We start from the raw sequence: 12414 nt of genomic DNA, 5'->3' as shown, positions 1-12414 counted from the left end.
GGCCTATCAGTCCTGGTACGCCTTGGCCGCCGCGGCCTCCAGCTTCGCCGCGGTGCCCTTCGGGTCGGACGGGTCGCGCAGGAAGTCCTGGAGGAGCTTCCACTCGCCGGTGCCCTTCGTGCCGCCGAAGGCCGCCGGGGCCTGGTCGGACATGTCGAAGCGGACCGAGTCCCCGGCCCCGACGAGGGACTTGGCGGTGGCGCGGGTGACGTCGTCGCCGTAGGAGGCGAGGTCGACCTTCTTGTTCGGGGAGAGGAAGCCGCCGGCCTCGGCCCACACCGCGGAGGCCTCGGGCGTCGACAGGTACTCCAGGAGCGCTTGGGCGGCCTTCTGGTTCTTGCCGTCCTTGAGGACGACGGCGGCGTCACCGCCGCTGACGACCGGTGCCTCGCCGCCGCCGACCGCCGGGAACGGGAAGAAGTTCGCGTCCTGGCCGACCTTCTTGCCGAACTGGTCCTTGGCGACACCGGCGACGAAGTCGCCCTCGTAGACCATGCCGGCCTCGGGCTCGGGGCCGAACACCTTCTCCACCGAGCCGGGGAAGTCGGTGTTCAGGGCGCCCTTCTGGCCGCCGGCGATGAGCTGCTTGTCCTTGAAGAGCTTGCCGAGGGTGGTGAGGGCGTCGACGACGGACGCGTCGGTCCACTTCAGCTTGTGCGCGGCGAGGGCGTCGTACTTCTCCGGGCCGGCCTGGGAGAGGTAGACGTTCTCGAACCAGTCGGTGAGGGTCCAGCCGTCCTGTCCGGCGACGGAGAACGCGGCGAGGCCGGAGTCGGACACGGTCTGCCCGGCCTTCAGCATGTCGTCGTAGGACTTCGGGGGCTTCACGCCGGCCTGTTCGAGGGCGTCGGGGCTGTACCAGACGGTCGACTTGTGGGCGGCCTTGAAGTACAGGCCGTAGAGGGTGCCGTCGACGCTGCCGTACTTCTTCCACACGGGGGCGTACCCGGCGTCCACGGCCTCCTCGGTCTTCTTCGACAGCGGCTTGAGCCAGCCCTTCTGCGCGAACTGCTTGAGCACGCCGACCTGCGGGACCATCACGACGTCGGGGGCGTTGCCGCCCTCGATCTTGCTGCCGACGACGGTGGAGACGTTGTCGCCGGTGGACGTGAACTGCGTCTTGGCGCCGGTCTTCTCGGTGAAGGCGTCGAGCACCTTCTGGAAGTTCTTCTGCTCGGTGCCGGACCAGACACCGGCCACGGTGACCGACTGGCCGCTGAGCGCCTTGTCGCCGCCGCCGGCCGAGACGGGTCCGCCGCCGCAGGCGGTCGCGCCGAGCGCCAGTCCGCCAAGGATGCCGGTGCAGCCGGTGAGCAGGGTGGTACGTCGTCGCATCATCGTTGATGTCCCTTCGGAGGGTTCGCTTGCGGAGGTTCGCTTGCGCGGATGTTGCTTACGCGGAGGTCGCTTTCGGGGTGTTCAGGAACGGATCCACCAGGCGGCCGTCGAGCCGGAGAGCACTCCGGACGGGCAGGGGCCGCTGGCGAGCAGGGGGGTGCCGGGGACCGGCGCGGGGGTGGGGGCCGTGCCGAAGTTGACGGCGCACACCAGGTCGCCGCGTTCGAAGGCCAGGACGCCGGGCGAGGCGTCCAGCCAGCGCAGGGTTCCCTCGCCCAGCTGGGGCAGGGTGCCGCGCAGTTGGAGGCCGTCGCGGTACAGGTGCCAGAAGGAGCGGGTGTCGGCGAGGGCGCGGTCGGTGGCGTACTCGGCGAAGTACTCCGGCTGCGGCAGCCACGGCTTGGCGCTCTCCACGCCCGGGGTGAAGCCGAACGGCGAGGCCTGGCCCGACCAGGGCAGCGGGACCCGGCAGCCGTCGCGGATCCGGGCCCGGCTGCCGGTGCGGCGGAAGATCGGGTCGGTGAGCACGTCGTCGGGCAGGTCCACGACCTCCGGCAGGCCCAGCTCCTCGCCCTGGTAGATGTAGGCGGCACCGGGCAGGGCCAGCAGGAGCAGTGCGGCGGCGCGGGCCCGGGCGGCGCCGAGGCCGCTGCCCTCGGTGGCGGGTTCGCCGTAGCGGGTGACGGTGCGGACCTGGTCGTGGTTGTTGAGGACCCAGGTGACGGTCGAGCCGGTCCCGGCGATGTCCTGCATGGCCTCCGAGATGACCTTCCGGAAGGCGTCGGCGTCCCAGGAGGCGCTCAGCAGGTCGAAGAAGAAGGCCTGGTGCAGTTCGTCAGGGCGGACGTACTGCGCGTGTTCGCGGGCGGTGGGCACGGACACCTCGCCGACGAGGAGGCGTTCGCCGCCGTCGCGCTCGGTGTACTCCTCGCATATGGAGCGCCAGCGGCGCCACACGTCGTGGACCTCGGGCTGGTTCCAGGCGAGCGGGTTGACCGAGTCGCGGGTGCGGGCGTCGGCCTCCGGGTCGTCCGAGTCGGGCAGCTCGGGGTGCTTGTAGAGGCCGGCGGCGACGTCGATGCGGAAGCCGTCGACACCCCGGTCCAGCCAGAAGCGCAGCACCCGGTCGAACTCGGCCGTGACCTCCGGGTTGCGCCAGTTCCAGTCGGGCTGCTCGGGGGTGAACATGTGCAGGTACCACTGGCCGGGCCGCCCGTCCGGCTCGGTCACCCGGCTCCACGCCGGGCCGCCGAACATCGCGTGCCAGTTGTTGGGCGGCTCGTCGCCGCCGGAGCCGCGGCCGTCGGCGAAGTGGAAGCGGGCCCGGGCCGGGCTGCCGGGAGCCGCCGCGAGCGCCTCGCGGAACCAGGGGTGCTCGCTGGAGCAGTGGTTCGGGACGATGTCGAGCAGCACCTTGACGCCGAGCCGCCGGGCGGCCCCCACGAGCCGGTCGAACTCGTCGAGGTCGCCGAAGAGCGGGTCGACGCCGCAGTAGTCGGCCACGTCGTAGCCGTGGTCGTGCTGCGGCGAGGGATAGAAGGGGCTCAGCCAGATCCCGTCGACGCCGAGCTTCTTGAGGTACGGCAGTCCGGCCCGGACGCCGGCGAGGTCGCCGATGCCGTCGCCTGTGCTGTCGAGGAAGCTGCGGACGTACACCTGATAGATCACTGCGTCACGCCACCAGTGGTGCCTGTTCAACCCATCGACCTGTCTCTGAGGAGGGCAGCGGTTATGCATGCATGTTAAGTAGGCGTGTCGAGAGGGTGTCAATGAAAAGGCAGAAGCTACCGAGCGGTTGAGGTGACTGAATCCGGTCAGAACGGGACGAAGTTCAGTGTTTCGAGACGTCCGCGTTACCTAACAAGTAACTAGGAGGTCGATGAGCGAGCGGCGCGCGGGGCGGCTAGCCGCGCGAGATGGCGGCGAGCTCGCGCGCCAGACGGCGCATGGCGGCGGCGGGCGTCTGGTGCCCGGCCATCGCGTCGTGCACGACCGCCTGCACGACGAGGCTGACCTGGTCGTAACGCGGGCTCTTGGGGCGCGGCTCGGCCGCGAGGACGCTCGTCCGCAGCGTCGGCAGGTACGGGAACCTGCGGATGAGCGCGGGGTCCTGGTAGAGATCGGCGCGCACGGGCGGCAGCGCGCCCCGGGTGAGGACCTGGCGCTGGACGCGCTCACTGGTGAGGTACGCGATCAGACGGGCCGCCGAGTCGGGGTGCCGCGCGTGCGCGCTGACGGCCAGGTTGGATCCGCCGAGGACGCTGGTCCCCGGACCGTCGGGCCCGGGCAGGGGGACGGCGCCGACCTTCCCGGCGATCTTCGAACCGGGAGCGGAGGCGCCGACGTAGGCGTACGGCCAGTTCCGCAGGAAGAGCAGCCGGCCGTCCTGGAAGGCCTGTTTGGACTCTTCTTCCTTGTAGGTCAGCGCTTCCCTGGGGATCCAGCCCTCGCGCACTCCGCGTGCCAGGAACCCGATGCCCTCGCGGGCCGCCGCCGAGTCGACGGTGACGCGTTCGCCCTCGTCGCCGAGGATCGAGCCGCCCGCCGAGTAGACGGCCTCGGCGGCGTTCACCGTGAGGCCCTCGTAGGGCAGGAACTGTCCGGCGTAGCCGTCGAGGCCGTGCTTCGGGGCGATGGTCTTCGCGTACCGCTCCAGCTCCGCCCAGGTGCGCGGCGGCGCGACGCCCTCCTCGGCCAGGACGTCCTTGCGGTACAGGAGCAGTCCGGCGTTGGTGACGTACGGGACGGCGTAGAGCTGCCCGTCGTAGGTCGCCGTGTCCACGACCGGCTGGAGGAAGGTCTTCAGGGGGAAGCGGTCCCGGGGCAGCGGTCTGATCCAGCCCGCCGCCGCGAACTCCGAGGTCCAGTTGACGTCGATGTTGAGCACGTCGAACCGGCTGCGGTCGCCGTCTCGCAGGTCGGTGACCATCTGCGCCTGGGTCTCGTCGGCCGAGTCCGGCAGCTCGACGAGGGTGACCTTCTCGCCGGGGTGGGTACGATTCCAGCCTTCGAGCAGGGGGCCGAGGTAGCCGGTGAGGTCTCCCGCGGTGGCCAGGGTGAGGGGGCCGCGGCCGCTCCCGGAGGGCTCGCCCGCCCGGGCTCCGGCGGCGACGTAGCCGGTCAGGACCACGACGAGAACGAGGAGGCCCCTACCCGCGGCATGGATCCACCGCATAGGTTCCTCCCTGTACACCGGCGCTGGGCACCCTTGCCCGGAATCAGAGGCCATGTATACCTGTTAGGTATGGGCGATACTAGGGCCTGGAGCACATTGGACCAGACAGGAGGACTGCACGCGTGCGCCTGCACCTCCTGGCACTCCTCGCCCGCGGCCCCGCCCACGGCTACGAGCTCAAGCAGGACCTTGAGCAACTGCTGGGCTCCGCGTACCCTCAGCCGAATGTCGGCCAGATCTATGTGACCCTCGGCCGCCTCGAGAAGTCGGGACTGATCGAGGGCGAGGACGTGGCGCAGTCCAGCCGGCCCAACAAAAAGGTCTACCACCTCACCGACGCCGGGCGGGAGGCGCTGCGCGCCTGGTTCGAGGAGCCCGAGGACGAGCCGCGGGTACGGGACGACTTCTTCATGAAGCTGGCGCTCGCTCCCCAGACCGGTCTCGCCGAGCAGATCACGCTGATCAACCAGCAGCGGCGCCAGTACCTGAACACCATGCGGCAGATGTCGAAGCTGGCCGCCGCCGAGAACCGCGACAACCGCATCGCCCATCTGCTGATCGAGGGCGCGATGCTGCACCTGCAGGCCGACCTCGACTGGCTGGAACGGTGCCAGGAAGAGCTGGAGGAGCTGGAGTGAGCGACAACCGTCCCGCTCCTGTGCTGCGCGCCGAGGGGCTGGTGAAGACCCACCACGGCGAGGGTGCCCCGGCGCATGCCGTGCGCGGGGTCGACCTGTGCGTACGGCAGGGCGAGTTCGTGGCGATCACCGGCCCGTCCGGCGCCGGCAAGTCGACGCTGCTGCATCTGCTCGGCGGGCTCCAGCGTCCGGACGCGGGGCGCATCCTGCTCGACGGCGAGTCCACCGACACCTACAGCGAGGCCCGCTGGGCGGTGGAGCGCAGGAAGCGGATCGGGATCGTCTTCCAGTTCTTCAACCTCGTCTCGAACCTGTCCGTCGCCGACAACGTGGAGCTGCCCGCCCTGCTCGCCGGGACCCCGCCGAAGCAGGCGCGCGCCGAGCGCGAGGCGCTGCTGGCCGAGCTGGGCCTGACGGGCAAGGAGCGCAGCATGCCGGGCGAGCTGTCCGGCGGTGAGCAGCAGCGCGTCGCGCTGGCCCGGGCCCTGGTCAACCATCCGCCGCTGCTGCTGGCCGACGAGCCGGCCGGCAGCCTCGACAGCAAGGGCACCCGCGAGGTGATGCGGCTGCTGTCCCGCTTCCACCAGCGCGGCCAGACGCTCGTGCTGGTCACGCACGACGCCCGGCTGGCGAGCGCCGCGGACCGGGTGATCAGCTTCTTCGACGGCCGGATCGCCGACGACGCGGAACTCGACGGCGGCACCACCCCGCCGCGCCGCTCCGGCATATCCGGCGTGCTGGAACTCAAGGACTGACATGCGCGTCCACGACGGCTGTGCCGGCCTGTGCGTCCACGACCGGGCCGGGAGCCGCATCAACGACCGTGCCGAGAGGCGCGTCCACGACGACCGCCTGACTCGCGGACCGAGGGGCTGAGGCCCGTGCGAGCCACCCTGCGCTGGGCGCACTCCGATCTGCGCACGCACCGCGGCGAGGCACTGTTCCTCGTCCTCGCCACCGCGGGCATCGTCGCCTCCCTGCTGCTGGCCACGGCCCTGTTCGGTTACGCGACCAACCCCTGGCAGCGTGTGTTCACGCAGTCGCACGGTGCCCATGTGTGGCTGCACACCGACAAGGCGGCCGACACCGGGAAGCTGGCCGATCTGGCCGGCGTGGACTCCGTCACCGGCCCCTACCCGACCGCCGCCACCACCGTCTCCTCGCGCGGCAGCCGCGCCGCCGTCGAGCTGCGCGGCACCCCGGAACGGCCCTCCGCCGACCGTCCGCCGATCGTCTCCGGTCACTGGCTGGACCCCTCCACCCCGAACGGCGTGGTCCTGGAGAGCCGCCTCGCCCGTGCCCTGCTGACCGAGCCCGGCGACACCCTCACCGTGCCCGGCACCGCCCGCGAGCTGACCGTCGTGGGCCTGGCCGACAGCGCCGAGCCGCGCTACCGGCCCGGTGAGCAGCCGGGCCTGGTGTGGGCACTGCCCTCGGCGGTGCCGGACCCCGGCGGCCAGGTGATCGGGCTGCGGCTGACGGATCCGGGCGACACGTCCTACGTCGTCCAGCGCGCGGTGACCATGCTGGGCTCCGGAGCGATCGGCGAGGTCTCCACCTGGCAGCAGGCACGCGCCGAGGCGCAGGGCGACAACCGGCTGCTCGGGCAGGTGCTGGGCCTGTTCGGGCTGGGCGCGCTGGTCGCGGCCGGGTTCGCCGTGCACGGGGCGATCGGCACCCGCATCCGCGGCCACCTGCGGGACCTCTCCGTCCTGAAGGCCATCGGCTTCACCCCCGGCCAGGTGGTCCGGATCTTCCTGCTCCAGCACCTCGCCTACGCCCTGCTCGGCGCCCTGGCCGCCGCCGGTCTCGCCGAGGCACTGGGCAGCCGGATCCCCGGGCGGCTCGGCGACGCGGTCGGGGTGTGGCAGGGGCTGCCCGGGCACACCGTGGCGCTGCTCGTGATCCCGACCGCCGCGGTGCTGTTCATCGGCGCGACCACCGGGCTGGCCGCCTGGCGGGCCGGACGCGTGCCGCCGGTGCCGGTGCCGCGCCCCGCCGCGCCCTCGGGCGGACGGCTGTCCAAAGTGGCGCGCCGGGCCCTTGGTGTGCGGATCCCGCCCGCGCTCGTGCTGGGCTGGCACAAGGCGTTCACCCGCCGCCCCCGGTCCCTGGCGACGGTCGCCCGCCTCACGCTGCCGCTGCTGCTGATCGTCGTGGCGATGAGCGCCTGGACCACGCTCGACCGCTTCCACAGCGAGCCCGAGCGGATCGGCCTGCCCACCACGCTCAGTGTCCGCGCCGACGACTCCGGCCTGAGCGAACAGCAGACCCGTTCCCTGCTGGAACGCGACCCCGACGTCGCCGCCGCCTACCCGGGCGTCGAGACGGCGGCCCTGGGTGCGAGTCAGACGGCGACGATCGCGCTGCGCGGCCTCGGCACCCACCAGGACCCCTACCCGTACACCCTCGCCGAGGGCCGCCCCGCCCGCGGCGCCGACGAGGCCGTGGCCGGGCAGGGGTTCCTCGACCTGCTGAACGTGCGCGTCGGCGACTGGGTCCGGATGACCGTCGGCGACCAGCCGCAGATCCTGCACATCGTGGGCCGCAGCATCGAGCCGGAGAACGCCGGCCGGGTCATCTCGACGTCCCTCGACACCCTCCGCGAGAACGACCCGGATCTCCGCCCGACCCTCTACGAACTCCGCCTGGCCCCCGGCGCCGACCCGCGCGAGGTCGCCGACCGGCTCGCCGAGGCCGGGGGCGGCCACCTGGACGTGCACACGGTGACCAACCCGGCCGACGGGCTCTCGCCCCTGCGCGCCGTCGTCGCCGGGCTGATCGCCGTGCTCGCCCTCATCGGGCTCATCGAGCTGCTGACCGCGATCGGCGGCACCGTCCGCGAGAGCGAACGGGACCTGCTGGCCCTGAAGGCCATCGGGCTGTCCCCCCGGCAGATCACGGCGATCACCGTCACGGCCACCGGCCTCACGGCCCTGGCGGCCGTCCTCGCCGCCACCGCCCTGGGTCTGCCGCTCGCCCGGTGGCTGATCGACGCCCAGGGCCGGTCCAGCGGCATCGGCGCGGGCATCGCCCAGGGCCCCTCCGCGGTCTTGATGGTGCTGCTCGGGGCGGCAGCGGTGCTCTGCGCGGCCGCGCTGGCCGCCCTCCCCGCGGCCCGGGCGGCCCGACGGCGCCTCGCGGACACGCTGAGCGCGGTGGCCTGACGCCGGTACGGCCCGGGGATCAGCCTCCGTACGGGTACTGCGGGTTGTACGGCGGCTGCGGGTGCGGGGCGTAGGGGTGTTGCCCACTCGGCGCGTAGGGATGACCGTACGGGTTCCCCTGCGGCGGGAGGTACGGCGATCCCGCCGGGGGCATCGGCGGGACCGGCCCGGGCACGGGAGGGTGAGTCGCGGGATGGGCGTTCAGCCGGATTCCGTAGCGCCGCTTCAGCCGCCGCATCTCCAGCAGCGCGATGGCGGTGACCGTCACCGGCGCGCCCAGGATGAAGACGATGCCGAGGGTGAGGCTGAGTCCGTGCAGATCACCGGTCACCAGGTCCGGGACGGCCACCAGCCAGCTGGTCACCATGGCGAGCAGCGGCGGCAGGCAGCGGTGGACGGCGGCCGTGCCGAAGAAGTTGCCCGAGACCCGCACGGCTCCGGAGGCTGTAAAGACGAGCAGCCACAGCATCGTCATGCCGAACCCGATGATCACGGCGACGTTCGCGGACGCGTTCACCGTCCGCACCAGCAGCAGCACGGCGGCCACGCAGCCGACGAACAGCACCAGCAGCGCGAGGGACTTGAGCAGCGGCGTCCGCAACTGCCGCACCGTGCCGCCACGCCGCCACACCCAGAGCATCGCCCCGACGGTGAGCGGGGTGAGGAAGAGCAGGACGACCGAGGCCGTCATCGCGTTCTCCAGCAGCTCCGTGAGATCGAAGCCACCCTCGACGAAGGTGTAGACACCGAGCGAGGTGACCGCCCCGGCGATGACACGGGCCCGCTTCAGGCGCTCCACTGACGGGTCGAGCGGCTGCGGGATCCAGGCGGGGTGGAACACCGCCCGCGCCACGTCCTGAGGTTTGAGCAGGGACCGGGCCGTCAGCGTGCCACCGGTCCAACTTCCGCGTGTGCGTGCCACTTCGCGCTCCCCCGAGCACTCGCCGTGATGATCGCCCGGAGTCTACGGGAGGCGGACGGCGCGCTGCCGCCCGCCTCCCGTCCGGCGCCCGTGGCTACCGGCCGCGCAGCTCCCGGTACGTGGTGACCAGCGCCTTGGTGGAGGCGTCCAGGCCCTCGACCTCGGCGCCCTCGGTCAGCGCGGGCTCGACGCGCTTGGCGAGGACCTTGCCCAGCTCGACGCCCCACTGGTCGAAGGAGTCGATGTTCCACACCGCGCCCTGCACGAACACCTTGTGCTCGTAGAGGGCGACCAGCTGACCGAGGACGGACGGCGTCAGCTCGGGCGCGAGGATCGTGGTCGTCGGGTGGTTGCCCTGGAACGTCTTGTGCGGCACCAGCTCCTCGGGCGCGCCCTCGGCCCGGACCTCCTCGGGCGTCTTGCCGAACGCGAGTGCCTGCGTCTGCGCGAAGAAGTTGGCCATCAGCAGGTCGTGCTGCGCCTTCAGCTGCTCGCTCAGCTCGCCGACCGGCCGCGCGAAGCCGATGAAGTCCGCCGGGATGAGCTTGGTGCCCTGGTGGATCAACTGGTAGTAGGCGTGCTGCCCGTTGGTGCCGGGCGTGCCCCACACCACCGGCCCGGTCTGCCACTCCACCGGCTTCCCGTCTCGGTCCACCGACTTGCCGTTGGACTCCATGTCGAGCTGCTGGAGGTAGGCGGTGAACTTGGACAGGTAGTGGCTGTAGGGCAGCACCGCGTGCGACTGGGCGTCGTGGAAGTTGCCGTACCAGATGCCCAGCAGGCCCAGCAGCAGCGGCACGTTGGACTCGGCGGGCGCGGTCCGGAAGTGCTCGTCGACGATGCGGAAGCCGTCGAGCATCTCCCGGAAACGGTCCGGGCCGATCGCGATCATCAGGGCGAGACCGATCGCGGAGTCGTACGAGTAGCGGCCGCCGACCCAGTCCCAGAACTCGAACATGTTGGCCGTGTCGATGCCGAACTCGGCGACCTTCTCGGCGTTCGTCGACAACGCGACGAAGTGCTTGGCGACAGCGGATTCGTCGGCGAGGGCGTCCAGCAGCCAGGAGCGCGCCGACGTGGCGTTGGTGACCGTCTCGATGGTGGTGAAGGTCTTGGAGGCGATGACGAACAGCGTCTCCGCCGGGGCCAGGTCCCGTACCGCCTCGTGCAGATCGGCGCCGTCCACGTTCGACACGAAACGCACCGTCAGCGAGCGGTCGGTGAAGGCCCGCAGCACCTCGTAGGCCATCGCGGGGCCCAGGTCGGAGCCGCCGATGCCGACGTTGACGATGTTCCGGATCCGCTTGCCGGTGTGGCCGGTCCACTCGCCCGAACGCACCCGGTCCGCGAAGGCGGCCATCTTGTCGAGCACCGCGTGCACGTCCGGCACCACGTTCTCACCGTCGGCCTCGATCACCGCGTCCCGCGGGGCGCGCAGGGCGGTGTGCAGCACGGCCCGGTCCTCGGTGGTGTTGATCTTCTCGCCACCGAACATGGCGTCCCGGAGCCCGAAGACGTCCGTGGCGGCGGCCAGTTCGCGCAGCAGCCGCAGGGTGTCGTCGGTGACGAGGTGCTTGGAGTAGTCGACGTACAGGTCGCCGACCCGGAGGGTGTACGCGGCGCCGCGGCCGGAGTCGGCGGCGAACAGCTCGCGCAGCCGGACTTCACCCAGCTCCTCACGGTGCTTGGCCAGTGCCGTCCACTCGGGCGTCTGGTTGAGCCTGGTACGGCCGTCTGCGTTCATCTGGGACTTCAGCCTTCTTCCTTGCCTGCCTGTGCTGCGTACCTGCCCCGCTGCCGGTCCAACCTAATTGATCAGCGGTTGCCGTGGCCTGTCGTCGCGCCGTCGTCCGGCGCAACAACAGGTACGTCCGACCGGCGCGCGGGTATCAGCGCGGTGACGGACAGGACGAAGAAGGCGGCCGCGAGCAGCGCGGGGGTGTTCTCCCCCCAGGTGCCGGCGACGGCTCCGCCCAGCAGCGCGCCCAGGGGTGTGCCCGCGAGGGCGAGTGTCCGGAAGGCGGAGCTCACGCGGCCCAGCAGCTCGGCGGGGCTGCGCTGCTGCATCAGCGTCGTGGTGTTGACGTTCCACACCATCCCCATGAACCCGAAGACGGCCAGGGCGGACACCAGCGCGACCATGCTGCGCACCGAGCCCATGACGAGGAGGGCGGCGGTCTGCGCCGTCCCGGCGGCGAGCACCAGGTGCATCCGTCCGAAGCGGGTGACGAGCCGACCGCCCGCCGCTCCCCCGGCCAGGCTGCCGACCGTGTACGCGGTCATCGCCGCCGCGTATCCGGCGTTGCCCGCGTCGAGCCAGCCCGTCACCAGGATCACGAGCGTGGCGACGAGCGCGCCCATGCCGATGTTGCACAGGGCGGTGGCGGTGCACAGTCCGCGCAGGGCCTTGTCGCGGGTCAGGACACGCAGCCCTTCGGCGATCTCCCGCCGCAGTGTGCTGCCCGCCGGCCGCGGCTCACGGTCCGGCCCGGCAGCCGGCAGCGTGGCGATGAGCGCGGCGGCCACCAGGAAGGTCACCGCGTCCGCCGCGAACGGCACCGCCACCCCGGCGGCCAGCAGCAGCGGCACGACCGGTCCGCCCAGCAGGCCGCCCGCGATGCGCTGGCCCGTCAGCAGCCGGGCGTTGGCACTGCCCAGCGCGTCCCGGTCGACGAGGATGGGCAGCAGCGCGGTGGCGGCGTTGTCGAAGAGCGTCTGGAGGGTGGTCAGCGTGAAGGCCAGCACGATCAGCAGGGCGATCGAGGCGTGGCCGAGGGCGACGGCCACCGCGAAGGCGGCGACCAGCAGCCCGCGTAGGGCGTCCACCATCCACATGGCCCGCCGCTGGTCCACCCGGTCGGCGACGGCCCCGCCGAGCAGGCCGAAGACGATCCAGGGCAGATAGCCGCAGGCCGTGACGGAGGCGATGAGCAGCGGATCGTCGGTCAGCGTGACGGCCAGCAGGGGCAGTGCCGCCGTCCGCAGGGCGTCACCGAAACTGGACAGGACGGCGGCGCTCCACAGCCGCCCGAACCCCCCGCGCCACGCGGGGGCGCGGACTCCCCCGCGCTTTTCGCGCAGGGAGGTACCCCCACCCACCTCGCCCGTCGCCACAGCTCCCCCTCATGGTTCGTCCGATGCACAAACCGTAGAGGGCACCACTGACAATCGGTC

At 71.8% G+C, this 12414-nt stretch carries 9 protein-coding genes; 3 read left to right on the top strand and 6 right to left on the bottom strand.

From position 1 onward, the window contains the following. Positions 1–6: 6 nt before the first annotated feature. The 3 genes from IE153_RS12925 to IE153_RS12915 all read right to left on the bottom strand — a co-directional run bounded on the left by IE153_RS12925 (position 7) and on the right by IE153_RS12915 (position 4513). Positions 7–1338 (bottom strand): ABC transporter substrate-binding protein, encoded by a 1332-nt coding sequence (locus tag IE153_RS12925; RefSeq protein WP_189589850.1) that lies wholly within the window; start codon positions 1336–1338, stop codon positions 7–9. 81 nt (positions 1339–1419) lie between these two features. Continuing rightward, positions 1420–3075 carry a glycoside hydrolase family 13 protein gene (locus IE153_RS12920; protein WP_189589849.1) on the bottom strand — a complete coding sequence of 552 codons (1656 nt, stop codon included), beginning with the start codon at positions 3073–3075 and terminating at the stop codon, positions 1420–1422. A gap of 166 nt (positions 3076–3241) precedes the next feature. Continuing rightward, positions 3242–4513 carry an ABC transporter substrate-binding protein gene (locus IE153_RS12915; protein WP_189589848.1) on the bottom strand — a complete coding sequence of 424 codons (1272 nt, stop codon included), beginning with the start codon at positions 4511–4513 and terminating at the stop codon, positions 3242–3244. 122 nt (positions 4514–4635) lie between these two features. Between IE153_RS12915 and IE153_RS12910 the strand changes: the two genes are divergently transcribed. The 3 genes from IE153_RS12910 to IE153_RS12900 all read left to right on the top strand — a co-directional run bounded on the left by IE153_RS12910 (position 4636) and on the right by IE153_RS12900 (position 8318). After that, on the top strand, positions 4636–5151 hold the full coding sequence (locus IE153_RS12910) for a PadR family transcriptional regulator (RefSeq protein WP_189589847.1): 516 nt from the start codon (positions 4636–4638) through the stop codon (positions 5149–5151). Further along, positions 5148–5906: an ABC transporter ATP-binding protein gene (locus IE153_RS12905; protein WP_189589846.1), complete on the top strand. Its 759-nt coding sequence runs from the start codon at positions 5148–5150 to the stop codon at positions 5904–5906. The genes IE153_RS12910 and IE153_RS12905 overlap by 4 nt, the downstream gene beginning before the upstream one ends. 126 nt (positions 5907–6032) lie before the next feature. Further along, entirely contained in the window at positions 6033–8318 is a 2286-nt protein-coding gene (locus IE153_RS12900; protein ID WP_189589845.1) for an ABC transporter permease, read from the top strand. Between the two features lie 19 nt (positions 8319–8337). Here IE153_RS12900 and IE153_RS12895 read toward each other — a convergent pair whose 3' ends face one another. From IE153_RS12895 to IE153_RS12885, 3 genes are all read right to left on the bottom strand, one after another. After that, positions 8338–9240 (bottom strand): hypothetical protein, encoded by a 903-nt coding sequence (locus IE153_RS12895; RefSeq protein ID WP_189589844.1) that lies wholly within the window; start codon positions 9238–9240, stop codon positions 8338–8340. A 94-nt stretch (positions 9241–9334) separates the two neighbouring features. After that, entirely contained in the window at positions 9335–10984 is a 1650-nt protein-coding gene (gene pgi / locus IE153_RS12890; protein WP_189589843.1) for a glucose-6-phosphate isomerase, read from the bottom strand. 71 nt (positions 10985–11055) lie between these two features. Then, complete coding sequence (locus tag IE153_RS12885) at positions 11056–12354, bottom strand: MFS transporter (RefSeq protein ID WP_438817916.1); 1299 nt, start codon at positions 12352–12354, stop codon at positions 11056–11058. Between the last annotated feature and the right edge of the window lie 60 nt (positions 12355–12414).

This window comes from Streptomyces massasporeus, from assembly GCF_014648995.1.
Lineage (GTDB): Bacteria > Actinomycetota > Actinomycetes > Streptomycetales > Streptomycetaceae > Streptomyces > Streptomyces massasporeus.
Note: the sequence above shows the minus strand (reverse complement) of the source record. Positions and strands in the feature narration are given on the sequence as shown.

What these genes read in the sequence shown, in the direction of transcription:
- IE153_RS12920 (WP_189589849.1), bottom strand. Translation starts at nt 3,075, where the DNA reads ATGCATAACCGCTGCCCTCCTCAGAGACAGGTCGATGGGTTGAACAGG.
- pgi (WP_189589843.1), bottom strand. Translation starts at nt 10,984, where the DNA reads ATGAACGCAGACGGCCGTACCAGGCTCAACCAGACGCCCGAGTGGACG.
- IE153_RS12915 (WP_189589848.1), bottom strand. Translation starts at nt 4,513, where the DNA reads ATGCGGTGGATCCATGCCGCGGGTAGGGGCCTCCTCGTTCTCGTCGTG.
- IE153_RS12925 (WP_189589850.1), bottom strand. Translation starts at nt 1,338, where the DNA reads ATGATGCGACGACGTACCACCCTGCTCACCGGCTGCACCGGCATCCTT.